Origin of the sequence: Photobacterium sanctipauli (genome assembly GCF_003026495.1) — a bacterium.
Classification (GTDB): Bacteria; Pseudomonadota; Gammaproteobacteria; order Enterobacterales; family Vibrionaceae; genus Photobacterium; species Photobacterium sanctipauli.
Genome location: NZ_PYMA01000007.1, coordinates 12,165 through 31,374 on the forward strand (window position 1 = coordinate 12,165; position 19,210 = coordinate 31,374).

The 19,210-nt window shown below is 48.5% G+C and carries 32 protein-coding genes; 5 read left to right on the top strand and 27 right to left on the bottom strand.

Annotated features, from left to right (window positions below):
• Window positions 1-12: 12 nt before the first annotated feature.
• From C9I98_RS12365 to C9I98_RS12385, 5 genes are read left to right on the top strand one after another with little or no spacing between them, the layout of a single operon-like run.
• The gene (locus C9I98_RS12365; protein WP_036831058.1) at window positions 13-327 is read left to right on the top strand and encodes an STAS domain-containing protein; all 315 of its coding nucleotides are present in this window, start codon (window positions 13-15) and stop codon (window positions 325-327) included.
• Between the two features lies 1 nt (window position 328).
• On the top strand, window positions 329-1,123 hold the full coding sequence (locus C9I98_RS12370) for an OmpA family protein (protein WP_036831060.1): 795 nt from the start codon (window positions 329-331) through the stop codon (window positions 1,121-1,123).
• Window positions 1,120-3,207 (top strand): SLBB domain-containing protein, encoded by a 2,088-nt coding sequence (locus tag C9I98_RS12375; RefSeq protein ID WP_036831062.1) that lies wholly within the window; start codon window positions 1,120-1,122, stop codon window positions 3,205-3,207. The genes C9I98_RS12370 and C9I98_RS12375 overlap by 4 nt, the downstream gene beginning before the upstream one ends.
• Window positions 3,204-3,899: a P-loop NTPase family protein gene (locus tag C9I98_RS12380; RefSeq protein ID WP_036831064.1), complete on the top strand. Its 696-nt coding sequence runs from the start codon at window positions 3,204-3,206 to the stop codon at window positions 3,897-3,899. Before C9I98_RS12375 ends, C9I98_RS12380 begins: the two co-directional genes overlap by 4 nt.
• 58 nt (window positions 3,900-3,957) lie before the next feature.
• The gene (locus C9I98_RS12385) at window positions 3,958-5,424 is read left to right on the top strand and encodes a response regulator (RefSeq protein ID WP_107272037.1); all 1,467 of its coding nucleotides are present in this window, start codon (window positions 3,958-3,960) and stop codon (window positions 5,422-5,424) included.
• Window positions 5,425-5,453: 29 nt separating this feature from the next.
• Here C9I98_RS12385 and C9I98_RS12390 read toward each other — a convergent pair whose 3' ends face one another.
• From C9I98_RS12390 to rplD, 27 genes are all read right to left on the bottom strand, one after another.
• Window positions 5,454-6,446 (bottom strand): glycosyltransferase family 4 protein, encoded by a 993-nt coding sequence (locus tag C9I98_RS12390; protein ID WP_036817721.1) that lies wholly within the window; start codon window positions 6,444-6,446, stop codon window positions 5,454-5,456.
• Window positions 6,447-6,543: 97 nt separating this feature from the next.
• Window positions 6,544-6,930: a 50S ribosomal protein L17 gene (gene rplQ, locus C9I98_RS12395; RefSeq protein ID WP_007468807.1), complete on the bottom strand. Its 387-nt coding sequence runs from the start codon at window positions 6,928-6,930 to the stop codon at window positions 6,544-6,546.
• A gap of 33 nt (window positions 6,931-6,963) precedes the next feature.
• Window positions 6,964-7,953 carry a DNA-directed RNA polymerase subunit alpha gene (locus C9I98_RS12400; protein ID WP_036817720.1) on the bottom strand — a complete coding sequence of 330 codons (990 nt, stop codon included), beginning with the start codon at window positions 7,951-7,953 and terminating at the stop codon, window positions 6,964-6,966.
• Between the two features lie 23 nt (window positions 7,954-7,976).
• Window positions 7,977-8,597 (bottom strand): 30S ribosomal protein S4, encoded by a 621-nt coding sequence (gene rpsD, locus C9I98_RS12405; protein ID WP_036817718.1) that lies wholly within the window; start codon window positions 8,595-8,597, stop codon window positions 7,977-7,979.
• A gap of 32 nt (window positions 8,598-8,629) precedes the next feature.
• Window positions 8,630-9,019: a 30S ribosomal protein S11 gene (rpsK, locus tag C9I98_RS12410; RefSeq protein WP_036817716.1), complete on the bottom strand. Its 390-nt coding sequence runs from the start codon at window positions 9,017-9,019 to the stop codon at window positions 8,630-8,632.
• Between the two features lie 17 nt (window positions 9,020-9,036).
• Window positions 9,037-9,393: a 30S ribosomal protein S13 gene (rpsM, locus tag C9I98_RS12415; protein ID WP_036817714.1), complete on the bottom strand. Its 357-nt coding sequence runs from the start codon at window positions 9,391-9,393 to the stop codon at window positions 9,037-9,039.
• Window positions 9,394-9,538: 145 nt separating this feature from the next.
• Entirely contained in the window at window positions 9,539-9,652 is a 114-nt protein-coding gene (gene rpmJ, locus C9I98_RS12420) for a 50S ribosomal protein L36 (RefSeq protein WP_000868186.1), read from the bottom strand.
• 30 nt (window positions 9,653-9,682) lie between these two features.
• Window positions 9,683-11,008 (bottom strand): preprotein translocase subunit SecY, encoded by a 1,326-nt coding sequence (secY, locus tag C9I98_RS12425; protein WP_036817712.1) that lies wholly within the window; start codon window positions 11,006-11,008, stop codon window positions 9,683-9,685.
• Between the two features lie 22 nt (window positions 11,009-11,030).
• Window positions 11,031-11,465 carry a 50S ribosomal protein L15 gene (gene rplO / locus C9I98_RS12430; protein WP_036817709.1) on the bottom strand — a complete coding sequence of 145 codons (435 nt, stop codon included), beginning with the start codon at window positions 11,463-11,465 and terminating at the stop codon, window positions 11,031-11,033.
• 5 nt (window positions 11,466-11,470) lie between these two features.
• Window positions 11,471-11,650 (bottom strand): 50S ribosomal protein L30, encoded by a 180-nt coding sequence (gene rpmD / locus C9I98_RS12435; RefSeq protein ID WP_005302823.1) that lies wholly within the window; start codon window positions 11,648-11,650, stop codon window positions 11,471-11,473.
• A gap of 5 nt (window positions 11,651-11,655) precedes the next feature.
• Window positions 11,656-12,153: a 30S ribosomal protein S5 gene (rpsE, locus tag C9I98_RS12440; protein WP_036817708.1), complete on the bottom strand. Its 498-nt coding sequence runs from the start codon at window positions 12,151-12,153 to the stop codon at window positions 11,656-11,658.
• 12 nt (window positions 12,154-12,165) lie between these two features.
• The gene (gene rplR / locus C9I98_RS12445; RefSeq protein WP_107272038.1) at window positions 12,166-12,519 is read right to left on the bottom strand and encodes a 50S ribosomal protein L18; all 354 of its coding nucleotides are present in this window, start codon (window positions 12,517-12,519) and stop codon (window positions 12,166-12,168) included.
• A 9-nt stretch (window positions 12,520-12,528) separates the two neighbouring features.
• A complete protein-coding gene (gene rplF / locus C9I98_RS12450) occupies window positions 12,529-13,062 on the bottom strand; it encodes a 50S ribosomal protein L6 (RefSeq protein ID WP_036816283.1) in 534 nt (177 codons plus the stop codon).
• A 12-nt stretch (window positions 13,063-13,074) separates the two neighbouring features.
• The gene (gene rpsH / locus C9I98_RS12455; RefSeq protein WP_036816282.1) at window positions 13,075-13,467 is read right to left on the bottom strand and encodes a 30S ribosomal protein S8; all 393 of its coding nucleotides are present in this window, start codon (window positions 13,465-13,467) and stop codon (window positions 13,075-13,077) included.
• A 38-nt stretch (window positions 13,468-13,505) separates the two neighbouring features.
• A complete protein-coding gene (gene rpsN / locus C9I98_RS12460; protein ID WP_036816280.1) occupies window positions 13,506-13,811 on the bottom strand; it encodes a 30S ribosomal protein S14 in 306 nt (101 codons plus the stop codon).
• Window positions 13,812-13,826: 15 nt separating this feature from the next.
• Window positions 13,827-14,366, bottom strand: a complete 540-nt coding sequence (rplE, locus tag C9I98_RS12465) for a 50S ribosomal protein L5 (protein ID WP_036816277.1) — start codon at window positions 14,364-14,366, stop codon at window positions 13,827-13,829.
• Between the two features lie 16 nt (window positions 14,367-14,382).
• Window positions 14,383-14,694 (bottom strand): 50S ribosomal protein L24, encoded by a 312-nt coding sequence (gene rplX / locus C9I98_RS12470; RefSeq protein WP_036816273.1) that lies wholly within the window; start codon window positions 14,692-14,694, stop codon window positions 14,383-14,385.
• Between the two features lie 12 nt (window positions 14,695-14,706).
• Window positions 14,707-15,078, bottom strand: coding sequence for a 50S ribosomal protein L14 (rplN, locus tag C9I98_RS12475; protein WP_036816270.1), 372 nt, complete (start codon window positions 15,076-15,078; stop codon window positions 14,707-14,709).
• A 163-nt stretch (window positions 15,079-15,241) separates the two neighbouring features.
• Window positions 15,242-15,496 (bottom strand): 30S ribosomal protein S17, encoded by a 255-nt coding sequence (gene rpsQ, locus C9I98_RS12480; protein ID WP_036816268.1) that lies wholly within the window; start codon window positions 15,494-15,496, stop codon window positions 15,242-15,244.
• Window positions 15,496-15,687, bottom strand: a complete 192-nt coding sequence (rpmC, locus tag C9I98_RS12485; protein WP_007469134.1) for a 50S ribosomal protein L29 — start codon at window positions 15,685-15,687, stop codon at window positions 15,496-15,498. Before rpmC ends, rpsQ begins: the two co-directional genes overlap by 1 nt.
• Entirely contained in the window at window positions 15,687-16,097 is a 411-nt protein-coding gene (gene rplP / locus C9I98_RS12490; RefSeq protein WP_036816266.1) for a 50S ribosomal protein L16, read from the bottom strand. The genes rpmC and rplP overlap by 1 nt, the downstream gene beginning before the upstream one ends.
• Before the next feature lie 11 nt (window positions 16,098-16,108).
• A complete protein-coding gene (gene rpsC, locus C9I98_RS12495) occupies window positions 16,109-16,798 on the bottom strand; it encodes a 30S ribosomal protein S3 (RefSeq protein WP_036816264.1) in 690 nt (229 codons plus the stop codon).
• Between the two features lie 19 nt (window positions 16,799-16,817).
• A complete protein-coding gene (gene rplV / locus C9I98_RS12500) occupies window positions 16,818-17,150 on the bottom strand; it encodes a 50S ribosomal protein L22 (RefSeq protein ID WP_007469139.1) in 333 nt (110 codons plus the stop codon).
• A gap of 10 nt (window positions 17,151-17,160) precedes the next feature.
• Window positions 17,161-17,439, bottom strand: a complete 279-nt coding sequence (rpsS, locus tag C9I98_RS12505) for a 30S ribosomal protein S19 (RefSeq protein WP_005302795.1) — start codon at window positions 17,437-17,439, stop codon at window positions 17,161-17,163.
• Window positions 17,440-17,457: 18 nt separating this feature from the next.
• Window positions 17,458-18,282, bottom strand: coding sequence for a 50S ribosomal protein L2 (rplB, locus tag C9I98_RS12510; RefSeq protein ID WP_036816262.1), 825 nt, complete (start codon window positions 18,280-18,282; stop codon window positions 17,458-17,460).
• Window positions 18,283-18,300: 18 nt separating this feature from the next.
• Window positions 18,301-18,603, bottom strand: a complete 303-nt coding sequence (rplW, locus tag C9I98_RS12515; protein WP_007469145.1) for a 50S ribosomal protein L23 — start codon at window positions 18,601-18,603, stop codon at window positions 18,301-18,303.
• Complete coding sequence (rplD, locus tag C9I98_RS12520; protein ID WP_036816260.1) at window positions 18,600-19,202, bottom strand: 50S ribosomal protein L4; 603 nt, start codon at window positions 19,200-19,202, stop codon at window positions 18,600-18,602. The genes rplW and rplD overlap by 4 nt, the downstream gene beginning before the upstream one ends.
• Window positions 19,203-19,210 lie beyond the last annotated feature (8 nt).

The following is a 19,210-nucleotide window of genomic DNA, read 5'->3' on the forward strand; positions in this document are numbered from 1 at the left end:
AGAAGGTCTGTTATGAGTTATACAGTTAACAATGCCAATATTGCCCTGACGCTGGAAAGTGAATTTGATGCTCACCTTGCCAGGCAGATGGAGCCAGAGTTTGAGGCTTTGAGCCAAACCGACCAAGATGAAGTGATCATCGACCTGACCCAAGTGCAGTTTATTGATTCCTGCGGCATAGGCGCCATTGTTTTCTTATACAAGCGCCTAAAAAGCAGAGGAAAAAGCTTACGCCTGCTCAATGTAAATGGTCAGCCCCGACAGCTAATGAAGATGTTACGGATAGACAAAGTGATCCCGTTAATCACCTCTGCGGAGCTTCATTGATATGGATAAGCTATCGAGCCTGCTACTGGTTGTCTTCGCCAGCGGATGTACGACTTGGCCTACATCAGGCGATAACCCCTATTCCCCCCCCAATGTTGAGCAATGGCATGAGCTGGAACACCATGGCTTCGAGCTACAGTTGCTGGCAACCCGAGGCGCTAAAATGTGCTTGCCCGGGCAATACCAGCAACTGGCAAACCTCCATAGCCAAGCCAGCCAAGAAGCGTTGGCAGGGTTTAAAGACGATGCCGACGTTACCTTGCTGGCCTACCAAACCCAATTTGCAAAAATCCAACGCCAAATGGATTGGCTCGAACACCATACCGAGTGTTTAGACACCCGCTATTCGGAAATCCAACTCAGGGATCAATTTCTGCTACTGATGCGGGTGGACAACCAGTTTGCCTTTAACCGCGCAGAGCTATTACCTGATTACCAACAAGCCTTGCGACGTGCCGCCACCATACTTAAACGCCAGGAACACTGGCACCTGCAACTCACCGGGCATACCGATACCATAGGTTCGGCCCAGAGTAATTATGACTTAGGGATGCAACGGGCTTATGCAGTAAGGCGCTATTTGGTAGCACAAGGCGCCGACACCAACCAAATTGCTATCTTCAGTGCAGGGGAAAGCGAATCGATAGAAGATCCGCAATCCCGCACCCAGCGACTCAGCAACCGCAAAGTCGAAGCCCAAGTGTTGGTCGACCACCATACCCGCTCGCCACACCGTATCTACTCGTTAAGTGACTGGCATGCAGTAAAATCACAGCTTACTCCGGGGTCATTATGAGTCGGTTACTATTGCTCCTCCTCATTTTATGCATCCCGCCAGCACTCGGGGGAAACCTCACGCCGGGAGACAGGGTCTTCTTACAGTTACCCGGGGAGAGTGATTTTGACAAGCCATTCACCATTGATGACCAAGGCCAAATCCAGCTACCGGAAATCGGCTTGGTAAATATTGCCGGCCTGAGCCTGAAAGAAGCCGAACAACGCTTACGAGACCGGCTCAATACGGTTTACCGTAACCTCGATGAGTTCAAGCTCAGCATTTTAGAGCAAGTACTAAGGGTGCAAGTACTCGGCTATGTCGAAGAGCCGGGCATGATTTCCCTGAAGCCGGACAGTAATATCCAAATGGCTATCACCGCAGCTGGCGGGGCTCGCCCCGGAGCCCAACTTGATCAGTTCAAGCTGATCCGCAACGGCCAAGCACAACAGTTCAACTACAAAGCCTACCTTGATGGCGGCGGCACCAACCTACTCCCTTCCTTGCAAGGCGGCGATACCATTTTTGTTCCAACCTCTCCTCTGCTCGGCAATGTCGAAGTCGACTTTGACGCGGCCTCATTACGCGAAGGGGGAGATGCCAACGAAGAACAAGGCATCACCATTTTCGGAGAGCTGCGCAACCCAGGTACATTTAGCTTCAAGCCCGGCATGACCGTGGTTGACGCCCTAATGCGCGCCGATGGCGTCACCCGCTATGCCGATGTCACCAAAATCCGGGTGATCACCGACAATGTCCCCTATCAATTTGATCTCAAGTCCTACTTGGATACCGGGGAAACCAAAAGCTTACCCCCAATCGCTCCGGGGTCTACCATCTTTGCCCCAATAGAAGTGGAAGATATCAATACCACGTCTAGGACCGTCTATGTGATGGGGGAAGTAAAAGCCCCGGGAGCCTATGAGAGCACACCAGACACCGGGTTTGTCGACGTCTTGGCCAATGCCGGTGGGCCAACCCGGTTTGCCGATACAACCCAGATAAAACTATTGCGAGCTGCAGGCGCCCCGATAGCTCTCAACCTAGTCACCTACACCCAAAACCCTGCCAGCTATTCATTGCCTGATATCGCCCCCGGGGATGTCATCTTTGTTCCGGAAAAAATCGACTTCAATGAAAAGTCTTGGCTCAAAGTGACCGGTGATCGCGCCATTAAAATCATTGGTGCCGTCAACAACCCAGGTCGCTTCGAGTGGAATAACAGTATGGGATTTTTGGATGTCCTCTCCCATGCCGGCGGTCCCAAACAACAGGCCAACCTAAGCAACATCAGGCTACTGCGCGATCAGCCTGGCGGGGGCAACAATGTGATCTATTTTGATTTGGAAAGCTTCATCTATGAAGGGGGCAGCTTCTCCCAACTGCCCAGCCTCTCAGCAGGCGATACCATTATCATTGACGAATTGCCCCATGATCCCACTGACAACAAATCCAGCTGGATCCGCCAGTCTGCCGACGACTCTATCTATATCTTCGGCCAAGTGGGAGCGCCAGGCCGGTATGCCTTCAATAAAGAGCTGGGGTTCCTCGACATTTTGTCAGCCGCTGATGGCCCTAACGGCGATGCCGACTTGAGGCAGATCCGCATCAGCCACCGTAATGAAAATACAGCCAAAGTCAGCCACCTTAACCTCTCTTTGTATTTCGAAACCGGGGACGAGAGCCTGCTGCCAAAAGTCGTGCCCGGTGATGTGATCTACGTTCCCAAGGAGCAAGGCAACTGGCTGGATAAGCCCGCAGAGCAGGTGGTCAGGCTAATGGGCTCGGTTAACAAACCCGGCCGCTATACCTTCAACAACCAAATGAACATTTTGGATTTGCTGGCAGAAGCTGGCGGGCCGTCCGATAGCGCGTATATCGAACGGATTATGATCGTCAATACCTCTTGCTGCGGCGATAAAACCCAAACATTCAACTTGCGCGATTATGTTATCGACCCGGCGCGTTATCCCCTGCCACTGCTTCGGCCCGGCGATACGGTATATGTGCCGAATATCAACGATTCTGTCGGCGAACAATGGCGTCAGGGGCTGAGGGACATATTGGGGATCTTCACTTTAATCGCGCTAGGAGCAGCACTATGAAGCCTTGGCTAAGCGATGAATACGACCAGCTCTTTCACCAAATACACCAACGCAGCACCCGCGTCATCACACTCTCGGGCGCATCGGGCCAATGTGGCACCTCAACCCATTGCTACTGGCTGGCCCGCCGCTGCGCCGAAGACCAACACAAGGTTTTGTTGGTCGACCTAGACCAATCCGGTACCGGCCAAGGCATGGCAGCACAGCCCTGGCACAGCGATGGCCGCGGTGAGACTGAAGCCCTTGTCCACATAACCGAGCAATTGGCGGTACTTCCGCGCCCAAGCCACGAGCGAACCATTCTCGATTTGCGTCAGCCGCAATTGCTATTCAAGGCGCTCGAGCGCTGGAAAAGTGACTACCATTATATCCTTTGTGATGTGGGCACAATGACCCATACCAACTGGCGAAATTTGCCAATCAGCGCCATTAGCCATGCCAGTGACACCAACATCCTTTGCCTTGCCGCAGGCAAAACCACCGAAAGTGAATTGCTCGCCTGCGTCAATAAGTTCGAGCAAAACGGTATCCCTTTGCTCGGTACGCTTATCAACGATAAATCCAATCCTTCGCTAGCCGATGAGATAGCCCGAGTCCTCGCAGGCAAAGCACGTTGGATACCTACACGGATCAAGGCGAAATTACTCGATATACTTAATAACAACCCTCTGCTGCAGGGCAAGTACCAATGAATAAAGGATATAGGCGATAGTCACTGGCAACTTCACTATTCTCGACAAGGCAGTCTTTATGAATCAGGTTTTATTTCAGCGTGAATTTATTCTTAGCTATGAAAATCTGCCAAGCATCCGCAAGATGCTAGATGATAAGGCGCCATCGCTACAAATCTCCCCTGATCTGTTGCAAAGCCTCAAATTGGTAAGCAGTGAGTACTGCGCCAACCTACTCGAGCACCAGCAAAAGCCAGCCGATACAATCACGATCAGTTACGGCAAGCACGAAGGACTATTCCAATATTCGATCACGGATAATGGCACCGCCTGGCCACAGCAGCAACAAAGACTGGCAGAAGCAAGCCTGCCCAATGAGCCTTGCGAGTCGGGTATGGGCTTGGCGCTGATCAAAGCCACCTTCCCCGAGTACCATTACACCAGTCACCCTGAATTCAACCAGATCACCTTTAGCCTCCCGCAACAACCGAGGCAAAACCATCTGGTCATTGTCGATGATAACCGTAGCCAGCTGGCGATCCTGACCAGCTACCTAGAGCAGCATTACCAGTTAGCCGTTTTTAGCACCGCGCAAGATGCATTAAGGTGGCTCAACACCAATCACTGCGACTTAGTGCTGACGGATCTCCACATGCCAGGTATCAACGGCATTGATTTTCGCCAGCAAGTAGCCGCTCTTGCCCAGCACCGCCTACTGCCATTTGTATTTATTTCCGGCGATAGCGTGACAGAAACCATGTCTACCGCCGCCCAATCCGGGATTGACGACTTCTTAACCAAGCCTATCAACAAACAGCACTTACTCCAGGTGTTGGCGCGTATCCTGAAGCGGCACCAACACCTCACCCAGGCTTTTGAAGATAATATCTTGCAGCAATTGGATTACTCACCTTTGGTAGAGGGCACCATCAGCGCCGCCCATTGCCATCCCGACGTCGTTATTCAGTTGGATCAAGATCCTACATTTAGCGGCGACTTTTTTGTTCGGCATACGCTTTTAGATGGCTCGTCATTGATGATCCTGGGCGATATGATGGGTCACGGCTTGATTGCAAAAGCCAATGGAGGGATCAACCTTGGCATGATCCAGGGAATACTCATGGATCCAGCCATCACGCCCGATCAACTTTGCGAGCGGCTAAACCAATACCTATTTTTGTCAAAGCCGAACAGTTTAGTCTGCCTGCTCATCGTTCACTATGGGCTCGACCATACCGCCACCCTCTACAATGCCGGTATGCCCCGGCCACTCGCTTGCCAAAATGATTGTCGGCATATCGACAACACTATTGGCCTCCTGGGCCTGTTTGAATCGATACAACTGGAGTGCCATCAAATCGTTTTAGCAAAGGGAGACAGCTTGCACTGTTACAGCGATGGCTTAATAGAATCATCCCTGCCAACGGCTCTTCGGAATAAGCTCATATCGCTCCCCGCTTCCGAACGTCATCAATGGTTATGGCGGCAAGATGCAGAAACACCGCAAGATGATCGCAGTCTATTTTCCCTATACTGGAATAGTTAGGTGGCAAACACCATCCGTGGCACTAGCAACTAAGAGGAAGCGGAGTGGAGGCGATAAATTTTTGCCAGCTGCTGCCAGCAAGCCTCGCCACTGTAGTTAGCTTTGACTAACTGTTGCTGTTGGCGCGATAGGGCTAGCCAGAACTCAGCAGGTTCATTGACGCACTGCTCAAGCTTGAACGATAGCTGTTGCCAATTATCCTCAGCAACCAAGCAGCAATTATCGACCAACGCAGGCATTTCACCGACATCGGTAGAGATAACCACCACCCCATGGGACATCGCTTCAAGGGCTGCCATCGGCATTCCTTCTGCCCTAGAGGTAATGAGCAACACATCTAGCTCCTGCCAGTGAGGCACCATCGACGGCACAGCCCCATGCCACTTAACGCCAGCACCTTCTAATAAATAAGACTGCTCCCCATCGCCATAAACATGGAACTCGCAGCCAACCGTATGCTGGTTAATCGCAATAAAGCGATCGATCCCTTTTTCATGGCTAAGCCGTCCAACAAATCCCACTTGCAGTTGTGAATGACGCTGTCGATTTGGTGGCGAGCCATCACAAGCCACAAAGTTGCGTAGCAATTCGCAATGAAACGGCTGATGCCTTTTTATTTTGGTACTGACAGCCAAGTTATACGATAGCCACCCCGTGTAGCGGTTGAGCCATTCGTAACAGGCGAGCCGACCTGATACCGATTCGCCAGCATGGTAGGTCGTCACGAGGTGATAACGCGCCAATAGCCGGCAACAACGTGAAAGTATGGATGCCTTATAGCCATGGGCATGGACAACATCTGTTGCCGCTAAGTTTTTAAAAAAGCCGATTAATGAATAACTTGAAAGAAAGCGATAAGGAATTTGCTGCCGCTCTAATTGGGCATATTGCGGGTGCGAGGGGTAATGCCTGAGGTAGACAACTTCAACCTCAATGCGCTGTGATCGCAAAAGAAGGGCCAGTTGTTGGATATGGCTTTCAATGCCACCAAAACCTGAACTGTCGACAAGCAAGTAAACCATGTATCCATTTCCTTAGGTTGATCACCTGATAAGAAAATGAATGCAAAAAAAAAGCCGAGTCTACGACTCGGCTTCTTCTTATTTAACGCGCTAGTGCTTATTCAGCAGCAGCTTCTTCCTGAGCTTCAGGACGATCTACTAGCTCGATGTAAGCCATAGGGGCTTTATCGCCAGCACGGAAACCGCATTTCATGATGCGAGTGTAACCGCCTGGACGCTGAGCAAAACGTGGACCCAGTTCGTTAAATAGTTTCGCTACTACTTCGTTATCACGAGTACGAGCGAATGCAAGACGACGGTTAGCAACACTGTCAGTCTTTGCTAGGGTAATCAATGGCTCAATTACGCGACGCAGCTCTTTTGCCTTAGGCAGGGTAGTCTTGATAAGTTCGTGACGTACCAGAGAGCCAGCCATGTTGCTGAACATCGCTTTGCGATGGCTGCTGTTGCGGTTGAGTTGACGACCACTCTTACGATGGCGCATGACCTAATCCTTCTAACTAGATATCAGTAACTATTAATCTTCAGCAATTGATGCTGGCGGCCAGTTTTCTAGGCGCATACCTAGAGACAGACCACGTGATGCCAGCACGTCTTTGATTTCTGTCAAAGACTTCTTACCAAGGTTTGGCGTTTTAAGAAGCTCAACCTCAGTACGCTGAACAAGATCACCGATGTAGTGGATCGCTTCTGCTTTTAGACAGTTAGCAGAGCGAACAGTTAGTTCAAGATCGTCTACAGGACGCAGTAGGATCGGATCGAACTCCGGCTTCTCTTCTTTCTCTTCAGGAACACGTACATCACGTAGATCTACGAATGCATCCAATTGCTCAGCTAGGATAGTAGCTGCGCGACGGATCGCTTCCTCAGGATCAAGAGTACCATTGGTTTCCATATCAATAACTAGCTTATCAAGGTCAGTACGTTGTTCTACACGTGCTGCCTCAACCGCGTATGCGATACGGTCTACTGGGCTGAATGTTGCATCAACTAGTAGACGGCCAATTGGACGCTCATCTTCTTCAGTGTGAATACGAGCAGACGCTGGTACATAGCCACGACCACGCTCTACCTTGATGCGCATGCTGATTTCAGCATTGTCATCAGTTAGGTGGCAGATTACGTGCTCTGGGTTCGCAATCTCAACATCACCGTCGTGGGTGATGTCACCTGCAACAACAGGGCCTGCACCAGATTTATTCAGAGTAAGGATAACTTCGTCTTTACCCTCAACCTTAACGGCTAGACCTTTAAGGTTTAGAAGGATCTCAAGAACATCTTCCTGTACCCCTTCTTTGGTGCTGTACTCGTGTAACACACCGTCGATTTCTACTTCAGTTACGGCACAACCCGGCATTGAAGATAGAAGAATTCGACGTAGAGCGTTACCAAGAGTGTGGCCGAAACCACGCTCAAGCGGCTCAAGAGTTACTTTTGCATGCGTAGTGTTAACTTGTTCAATATCAACAAGACGCGGCTTAAGAAATTCTGTTACAGAACCCTGCATTGTGTCCTCTCTTAACTATAGCCTTACTTAGAGTAAAGCTCGACGATCAGGTGTTCGTTGATGTCGGCAGACAAATCAGAACGTTCTGGAAGACGCTTGAACGTACCTTCCATCTTGCTGCTGTCTACTTCGACCCAAGTCGGTAGTTCACGCTGAGTAGCAACTTCTAGAGCTGCTTTAATGCGTGCTTGGTTCTTAGCTTTCTCGCGAATGCTAACAACGTCGTTTGCCGCTACCTTGAAAGAAGGAACGTTTACGACTTGACCGTTAACTAGGATCGCTTTGTGGCTTACCAGCTGACGTGCTTCAGCGCGAGTTGCACCGAAACCCATGCGGTAAACTACGTTATCTAGACGACCTTCAAGAAGCTGAAGCAGGTTTTCACCTGTGTTGCCTTTAAGGCGAGCAGCTTCTTTGTAGTAGTTACGGAATTGCTTTTCTAGTACGCCGTAAGTACGACGAACTTTTTGCTTCTCACGAAGCTGAACGCCGTAGTCAGATAGACGACCGCGACGCGCACCGTGCATGCCCGGTGCATTATCAATTTTACACTTGGTATCAATCGCGCGTACACCAGACTTAAGGAATAAGTCAGTGCCTTCACGACGGCTAAGCTTCAGCTTAGGACCCAAATATCTTGCCATGTTCTTTCTCCAGTTTTCCTAGAAACGAAACGTTATACGCGACGTTTCTTAGGTGGACGACAACCGTTATGAGGGATCGGAGTCGCATCAACAATGTTAGTGATACGGAAACCCGCAGCGTTTAGAGCGCGGATAGTAGACTCACGACCAGGACCTGGGCCCTTAACCATAACTTCCAGGTTCTTAACGCCATACTCTTTGGCCATTTCGCCAGCGCGCTCAGCAGCAACCTGTGCAGCGAACGGAGTAGACTTACGAGAACCACGGAAACCAGAACCACCTGCAGTAGCCCAAGATAGAGCGTTACCCTGACGGTCAGTAATGGTTACGATTGTGTTATTGAAAGAAGCATGAATGTGCGCAACGCCATCAGCTACTTGCTTGCGTACGCGCTTACGAGCGCGAGTTGGTTGTTTAGCCATTGTACTCTACCTTCCGATTATTTCTTGATCGGCTTGCGCGGACCCTTACGGGTACGAGCGTTGGTTTTAGTACGCTGTCCACGTAGTGGTAGACTGCGACGATGACGAAGACCACGGTAACAACCAAGGTCCATTAGACGCTTGATGTTCATGGAAACTTCACGACGTAGATCACCTTCTACAGTGTACTTAGCTACACCATCACGCAGTAGATCGATCTGCTCTTCAGTTAGTTCACTGATCTTAACATCTTCAGCGATACCCGCTTCAGCTAGGATAGCTTTTGAGCGAGTTTTACCGATGCCGTAGATCGCAGTTAGAGCGATTACAGAATGTTTCTGATCAGGAATGTTAATGCCTGCAATACGGGCCACTATTCACTCCTAGTACTTTTCAAGAATAACCGCTGCAAAGCCCGTCTAGGATACGCAGCGGTGGAACAATTCTTTTGCACACACAAAAGATTGGTTGGCTAATTTAGCCAACCTACCTTCAATTTGCAAGAAATATTTCTGCTAATTAGCCTTGGCGCTGTTTGTGCTTTGGCTCACTGCAAATTACACGCACAACACCGTTGCGCTTGATAACTTTACAGTTACGGCAGATTTTCTTAACGGAAGCACGAACTTTCATTGCTAAACTCCGTAAATGGGATAACCAGTCTTAACGGCCTGAGCCTTTAAGATTAGCCTTTTTCAAAACAGACTCATATTGTTGAGACATCAAGTGTGTCTGAACTTGAGCCATGAAGTCCATAATAACTACAACTACGATAAGTAGTGATGTACCGCCAAAGTAGAAGCGGACATTCCATGCAATCATCATAAACTCGGGGATCAGACAGATAAAGGTAATATACAACGCGCCAGCTAAAGTTAGGCGAGTCATTACTTTATCAATGTATTTCGCGGTCTGTTCACCCGGGCGAATACCAGGTACGAACGCACCAGACTTCTTCAAGTTGTCTGCCGTCTCGCGAGGGTTGAACACCAACGCGGTATAGAAGAAACAGAAGAAAATAATCGCAGCAGCATAAAGCATCACATAAAGTGGCTGACCTGGGCTTAGTGCAAGCGAAATATCACTCAACCAACCTAGGTTTTCATTCTGACCGAACCACTGAGCCAGTGTGCCCGGGAACAGAATAATGCTTGATGCAAAAATCGCTGGGATAACACCCGCCATGTTTATCTTCAACGGTAGGTGAGTGCTTTGCGCAGCAAAGACACGACGACCTTGTTGACGTTTCGCGTAGTTAACCGTAATACGGCGTTGACCACGCTCCATGAACACAACGAAGTATATAACAGCGAAAGAAAGAACCGCAATTAATAGCAGAAGAAGTACGTGCAATTCACCTTGACGCGCTTGCTCCACTGTCTGTCCAATAGCAGGTGGCAAACCTGCAACGATACCAGTAAAGATAATTACCGATATACCGTTACCGATGCCGCGCTCAGTAATTTGCTCACCTAACCACATTAAGAACATGGTACCGGTCACCAAACTCACAACCGCAACAAAGTAGAATCCAAGGCCTGGGTTAACGACCAAGCCAGGGATCATACTTGGTAACCCCGTCGCAATACCAATTGCTTGGAAGGTTGCCAAAACAAGCGTGCCGTAGCGGGTGTACTGGCTAATCTTACGACGACCAGACTCCCCTTCTTTCTTCAACTCGGCCAAAGCCGGGTGAACAACCGTTAGCAACTGGACAATAATCGAAGCCGAAATGTACGGCATAATGCCCAGCGCTAAGATTGAAGCACGCTCAAGTGCACCACCAGAGAACATGTTAAACAGTTCAATGACGGTGCCCTTTTGCTGTTCGAACAGATCGGCAAGTACAGCAGCGTCAATACCAGGAATAGGCACAAAAGAGCCCGCTCGGAAAATTAAGATAGCACCTAATACGAATAGCAGGCGAGTCTTAAGCTCTGCTAGGCCACCTTGTGCACTACGAAAATCTTGTCCTGGTTGTTTAGCCATCTGTACCTCATCCTCGAGTTAATTATTCCTCGATTTTACCGCCTGCAGCTTCGATAGCAGCTTTAGCGCCTTTAGTAACGCGAATGCCTTTAACTGTTACAGAGCGAGCGATCTCACCAGAAAGTACAACTTTCACGAACTCGATGTTCTTAGTGATCACGTTTGCTGCTTTAAGAGTTTCTAGGCTTACTACGTCACCTTCAACTTTCGCTAGCTCAGCTAGACGAACTTCAGCTGTTACAAGGCTCTTACGAGAAGTAAAACCGAATTTTGGTAGACGCTGTTTCAAAGGCATTTGACCGCCTTCGAAGCCTGGACGTACAGAACCACCTGAACGTGATTTCTGACCTTTGTGACCACGGCCACAAGTTTTACCCAGACCTGAACCGATACCACGGCCTACGCGCTTCGCAGAAGGCTTAGAACCCGCAGCCGGAGATAGAGTATTCAAACGCATTCTGATTACTCCTCAACTTTAACCATGTAGTAAACTTTGTTGATCATGCCGCGTACGCAAGCAGTATCTTCAAGTTCTACAGTGTGGTTGATGCGACGAAGGCCTAGGCCACGCAAAGTAGCTTTATGCTTCGGTAAACGACCGATAGAGCTCTTTGTTTGGGTTACTTTAATAGTTTTAGCCATGTCGATTACTCCAGAATTTCTTTAACAGAAAGACCACGCTTAGCAGCGATCATTTCTGGAGAGTTCATGCCACTCAAACCGTCAATAGTCGCGCGAACGATGTTGATTGGGTTTGTAGAGCCGTATGCTTTAGCTAGTACGTTGCGAACACCCGCAACCTCTAGCACTGCACGCATTGCACCACCGGCGATGATACCTGTACCTTCTGAAGCAGGCTGCATGTACACTTTAGAACCAGTGTGGCGACCTTTAACAGCGTGGTGTAGAGTACCGTCGTTTAGTGCAACAGTAACCATGTTACGGCGTGCTTTTTCCATCGCCTTCTGGATTGCAGCAGGTACTTCACGTGCCTTGCCGTAACCAAAACCGATGCGACCGTTACCGTCACCAACTACAGTTAGTGCAGTAAAGCTGAAAATACGACCACCTTTAACCGTCTTAGATACACGGTTAACAGCGATCAGCTTTTCATGCAAATCTGATTGAGTTTTTTCGTTAGCCATCTTCCGCCTACCTTAGAATTTCAGACCAGCTTCACGAGCAGCTTCTGCTAGTGCAGCTACACGGCCGTGGTATTGGAAACCAGAACGATCGAATGCAACTGTAGAGATGCCTTTTTCAATCGCGCGCTCAGCAATAGCTTTACCTACAGCTGCAGCAGCGTCTTTGTTACCAGTACTCTTAACCTGCTCGCGGATCGCCTTTTCTACGGTAGAAGCGGCAGCGATAACCTCAGAGCCATTTGGTGCGATTACCTGAGCGTACACGTGACGTGGAGTACGGTGTACAACTAGGCGAGTTGCGCCCAGTTCAGCAATCTTACGACGTGCTCGGGTCGCACGACGGATACGAGATGCTTTCTTATCCATAGTGTTACCTTACTTCTTCTTAGCTTCTTTAGTACGCACGATTTCATCGGCGTAACGAACACCTTTACCTTTGTAAGGCTCAGGGCTACGGTAAGCGCGAATATCAGCCGCTACCTGACCAACAACCTGCTTATCAGTACCAGTTAGTACGATTTCAGTTTGTGAAGGACATTCAGCTTTGATACCTGCTGGCAATTCGTGCTCAACTGGGTGAGAGAAGCCTAGAGTTAGAGCTACAGAGTTGCCTTTAATGGCAGCACGGTAACCTACACCCTTAAGAGTAAGCTTCTTAGTATAGCCTTCAGTAACACCAACAACCATGTTGTTAACTAGAGCACGTGCAGTACCTGCCTGTGCCCAAGCCTTATCGAAACCTTCGCGAGGACCGAAAGTGATGGTGTTCTCTTCCTGGGACAATACAACTGCTTCGTTGATAACGCGAACTAGTTCGCCTTTACCACCTTTTACAGTGATTTCCTGACCGTTAAGTTTAACTTCTACGCCGGCAGGAATAACTACTGGTGCTTTTGCAACACGAGACATTTCCTACTCCTATTATGCTACGTAGCAGATAATCTCACCGCCAAGACCCGCTTTGCGAGCAGCGCGGTCGGTCATAAGACCCTTGGAAGTGGATACAACAGCAATACCAAGGCCACCCATCACTGATGGAAGTGCATCTTTTTTCTTGTAGATGCGCAGACCAGGACGTGATACACGTTGGATTTGCTCGATAACTGGGTTAGCTTCGAAGTACTTAAGAGTAACTTCTAGCTCAGGCTTAACTTCACCAGATACAGTGTAGTCAGCCACAAAACCTTCTTCTTTTAGAAGAGCTGCGATAGCAACTTTCATTTTTGAAGATGGCATTTTAACAGCAACTTTTTTCGCTGCCTGACCGTTACGAAGACGGGTCAGCATATCCGAGATCGGATCTTGCATGCTCATAAGTCAATACTCCGTGATTCTAAAATGGATAACTGGGATTACCAGCTAGCCTTGCGCAGACCCGGAATCTCGCCTTTCATGCAAGCTTCACGAACCTTGATACGGCTTAGACCAAACTTACGTAGGTAGCCGTGTGGACGTCCAGTCTGGTTACAGCGGTTACGCTGACGAGACTTCGCAGAATCACGTGGTAGTGACTGAAGCTTAAGCACTGCATTCCAGCGATCTTCTTCAGACGCATTCACGTCGCTAATTAGAGCTTTAAGTGCAGCACGCTTTTCAGCGAACTTAACTTCTAGCTTGGCACGTTTAGCTTCGCGTGCCTTCATTGATTCTTTAGCCATTAGTAACCCTTACTTTTACTTACGGAATGGGAAGTTAAAAGCAGATAGTAGAGCATGAGCTTCTTCATCAGACTTAGCAGAAGTTGTGATAGTGATATCAAGACCACGTACACGATCTACTTTATCGTAATCGATTTCTGGGAAGATGATCTGCTCACGAACGCCCATGCTGTAGTTACCACGACCATCGAATGATTTCGGGTTTAGACCACGGAAATCACGAATACGAGGTACAGCAATTGAAATTAGACGCTCGAAGAAATCCCACATGCGCTCGCCACGTAGGGTTACTTTACAGCCAATAGGGTAGCCCTCACGGATCTTAAAGCCAGCAACAGACTTACGAGCTTTAGTGATTAGCGGCTTCTGACCTGCGATAGCAGTCATGTCAGCAGCAGCATTCTCTAGAAGCTTCTTGTCGTTGATCGCGTCACCCACACCCATGTTAAGTGTGATCTTTTCGATCCTTGGGACTTGCATGATACTCTTGTATTCGAACTTTTCAGCAAGTTCTTTAACTAGAGTCTCTTTGTAGTAATCATGCAGTTTCGCCATAGTACTACTCCAAAAATTACTTGATAGTTTCGCCAGTCGATTTGAAGAAACGAACTTTTTTGCCGTCTTCGAATCGGAAGCCTACGCGGTCTGCATTGCCTTCACCGTTAACGATGGCAACATTTGAGGCGTCGATCGCAGCTTCTTGCTCTACGATGCCACCCTGAACACCCATTGCCGGAACCGGCTTCTGGTGTTTCTTAACCATGTTGATACCTTCAACGATAACTTTACCGGTTGCTAGGACCTTAGTTACTTTACCTTTCTTACCTTTATCTTTACCAGTAAGAACGATAACTTCGTCGTTACGACGGATTTTAGCTGCCATTTTAGTCGCTCCTTACAGTACTTCAGGCGCTAGTGATACAATTTTCATGAACTTGTCATTACGAAGTTCACGAGTCACTGGGCCAAAAATACGAGTACCGATTGGTTGCTCACTAGTGTCGTTCAACAATACGCAAGCATTACGGTCAAAGCGAATGACAGAGCCGTCTGGACGACGAACGCCTTTACGAGTGCGAACAACAACCGCCTTCAGTACATCACCTTTCTTAACTTTACCGCGAGGAATCGCTTCTTTCACAGTAACCTTGATGATATCACCGATGTGTGCATAACGACGGTGTGAACCACCCAGAACCTTAATACACATTACGCGACGAGCGCCGGAGTTATCGGCTGCTTCAAGCGTACTTTGCATTTGGATCATGTTAGTGCTCCGCTTATTTTAAAAATCTAGACCCTAAACGAGTCGATAGCCTTTTCTTTAAAGGCGGCGAATAATAACACCATTTTCGACTGTTGGGTAGACAAAAAATAAACGGCCCCAATTTTTTTTCGGGGCCGCTGTGTTATCTAGTAGTTAAGTTCGCTTAGATGCGAGCTTTTTCTACTACGCGTACCAGTGTCCAAGACTTAGTCTTTGACATTGGACGACACTCACGAATCTCAACAGTATCGCCTAGGCCACACTCGTTGTTTTCGTCATGTGCGTGAAGTTTAGTCGTGCGAGTGATGTACTTACCGTAGATTGGGTGTTTCACCTTACGCTCGATTGCAACAACAATAGACTTGTCGCCTTTGTCGCTAACAACACGACCAAGCTGAGTACGAATTTGTTCGCTCATTATGCGCCAGCCTTCTCAGTCAGAACGGTTTTAACACGTGCGATATCGCGACGTACAGCTTTAAGAGTGTGAGTCTGCTGTAGTTGACCAGTCGCAGCCTGCATGCGCAGGTTGAACTGTTCACGTAGCAGGTTCACAAGCTCAGCATTCAGCTCTTCAACGCTTTTAGCGCGCAGATCTTGTGCGTTCATCACATCACCGCCTTAGTTACGAAAGTGGTCTTGATTGGTAGCTTACGTGCAGCAAGGTTGAATGCTTCACGTGCTAGTTCTTCAGGAACACCATCCATCTCATACAGAACTTTACCTGGTTGAATCTGAGCAACCCAGTATTCTACGTTACCTTTACCTTTACCTTGACGAACTTCAAGAGGCTTAGATGTAATAGGTTTGTCTGGGAATACACGAATCCAGATTTGGCCCTGACGTTTGATATGACGAGTCATAGCACGACGAGCTGCTTCGATCTGGCGAGCAGTTAAACGGCCGCGGCCAACTGCTTTAAGACCAAATGAGCCGAAGCTTACGTCAGTACCGTTCGCTAAACCGCGGTTACGACCTTTGAAAGTCTTGCGGAATTTAGTGCGTTTTGGTTGCAGCATCAATAAACTCCTTATTTACGGCTCTTGCGCTGCTTCTTAGGCTTGTCAGCCTTAGGCTCAGCAACTGGCATACCGCCTAGAACTTCACCTTTGAAGATCCAAACTTTAACGCCGATTACACCGTATTGGGTGTGAGCCGAAGAAGTTGCGTAATCAATGTCAGCACGAAGAGTGTGTAGAGGTACACGACCTTCACGGTACCACTCAGAACGTGCAATTTCAGCACCGCCTAGACGGCCGCTTACTTCTACTTTGATACCTTTAGCGCCAAGACGCATAGCGTTTTGTACTGCACGCTTCATAGCGCGACGGAACATAACACGACGCTCTAGCTGAGACGCGATGCTGTCTGCAACTAGTTGACCGTCTAGCTCTGGCTTACGAACTTCAGCGATGTTGATCTGAGCTGGAACACCAGCGATCTTAGACACGCGAGCGCGTAGTTTTTCTACGTCTTCACCTTTCTTACCGATTACTACGCCTGGACGAGCAGTGTGGATAGTCACACGGATGCTCTTAGCAGGACGCTCGATAACGATGCGTGATAGAGACGCTTTTTTCAGTTCTTTAGTAAGGAACTGACGTACCTTGAAGTCGCCGTCTAGGTTGTCAGCGAACTCTTGGCTGTTAGCAAACCAAGTGGTATTCCATGGCTTAACGATGCCAAGACGAATACCATTAGGATGTACTTTTTGACCCATTGCTTTCTCTCCTAGTCTCTTAGCGGTCTGCTACAACAACAGTGATGTGGCTAGAACGCTTCAAGATGCGATCGGCACGGCCTTTAGCACGAGGCATAATACGCTTCATGGTAGGACCTTCGTCAACGAAGATTTTAGCTACTGATAGATCATCAATATCTGCGCCTTCGTTGTGTTCTGCGTTAGCGATAGCTGACTCTAGAACTTTCTTGATTAGATCAGCAGCTTTTTTGTTGCTGAACTGAAGAATTTCTAGAGCTTGAGCAACTGGCTTACCGCGCAGTTGATCAGCAACCAAACGAGCTTTCTGCGGCGAAATGCGAGCAAAGCGATGTTTAGCGATAGCTTCCATTACCTACTCCTTAGCGCTTCTTAGCTTTCTTATCCGCAGCATGACCGCGGTAAGTACGTGTTGGTGCAAATTCGCCTAGCTTGTGACCGATCATTTCTTCAGAAACGAAAACAGGAACGTGCTGACGACCATTATGGACAGCGATGGTCAAACCGATCATCTGAGGGATGATCATTGAGCGACGGGACCAAGTCTTAACAGGCTTTTTGTCACCGCTTTCCAACGCTTTCTCTACCTTCTTCAGCAAGTGTAGGTCAATAAATGGACCTTTCTTGAGAGAACGTGGCATGGCGTATCCTCTTTAAAATTACTTATTACGACGACGTACGATGTACTTGTCGGTACGCTTGTTCTTACGAGTCTTGTAACCCTTAGTTGGAACACCCCAAGGTGTAACTGGGTGACGACCACCAGAAGTACGGCCTTCACCACCACCGTGTGGGTGGTCAACTGGGTTCATTACAACACCACGTACAGTTGGACGAACACCGCGCCAACGTGAAGCACCAGCTTTACCTAGCTCACGTAGCATGTGTTCAGAGTTACCAACTTCACCTAGGGTCGCACGACCTTCAGCAAGAACTTTACGCATTTCACCAGAACGTAGACGTAGAGTTACGTAAGTACCTGCACGTGCAACGATCTGAGCGTATGCACCAGCTGAACGAGCCAGCTGAGCACCTTTACCAGGCTTAAGTTCAACACAGTGTACAGTTGAACCTACTGGGATGTTGCGCATTGGTAGTGTGTTACCAACTTTGATCGCAGCATCTGCACCAGACTGGATAGTGTCACCAGCTTGGATGCCTTTAGGTGCGATGATGTAGCGACGCTCACCATCTGCGTAAAGAACTAGTGCGATGTTTGCACTACGGTTTGGATCGTATTCTAGGCGCTCAACTTTCGCTGGGATACCATCTTTAGTACGCTTAAAGTCAATGATACGGTACTGGTTTTTGTTACCACCACCGATGTGACGTACTGTGATACGACCGTTGTTGTTACGACCACCAGACTTAGATTTTTTCTCTAGTAGTGGTGCGTACGGCTTACCCTTATGCAGGTCAGAGTTAACCACTTTAACTACGTGGCGACGACCTGGGGAAGTCGGCTTACATTTTACAATAGCCATTCTTCTTTGCTCCTAGCCTTACTCTGCACTACCAGCGAAGTCGATGTCTTGACCTTCTTTCAAGATAACGTACGCTTTCTTCCAGTCGCTACGACGGCCTTGGCGCATACCTTGACGCTTGGTCTTACCCTTGGCTACAAGAGTATTTACAGACTTAACTTCAACCTCGAACAGTTTTTCAACTGCTGCTTTGATCTCTTTCTTAGTTGCTGTCATCGCTACTTTGAATACGATAGTGTTACCGTTTTCTGCAGCCATGGTCGCTTTTTCAGAGATGTGCGGAGCACGTAGAACTTTTAAAATACGCTCTTCAGTGATCATGCTAGCATCTCCTCAACTGCTTTAACTGCAGCAGCAGTCATTACAACTTTATCGAAAGCAATCAAGCTAACTGGATCGATTGCCGCTGCATCACGTACGTCTACTTTGTATAGGTTACGTGCTGCAAGGAATAGATTTTCATCTAGCTCGCCAGTTACGATTAGCGCATCAGTTAGCTCAAGCTCGTTTAGCTTAGCAACTAGCGCCTTAGTTTTAGGTGCTTCTACAGAGAAGTTATCAACAACGATTAGACGCTCTTGACGAACTAGCTCAGAAAGAATGCTCTTCATAGCACCGCGGTACATTTTCTTGTTAACTTTCTGGCTGTGGTCCTGTGGACGAGCAGCGAAAGTTACACCACCAGTACGCCATAGCGGACTGCGGATTGTACCTGCACGAGCGCGGCCTGTACCTTTCTGGCGCCATGGTTTAGCACCACCACCAGAAACGTCAGAACGAGTCTTCTGAGCACGTGTACCTTGACGAGCACCTGCTGCGAAAGCAACAACTACTTGGTGTACAAGCGCTTCATTGAAGTCACGCCCAAAAGTAGTTTCGGAGACAGTTAGCGCATCAGCGCCTTTGACTACCAATTCCATTACCAACT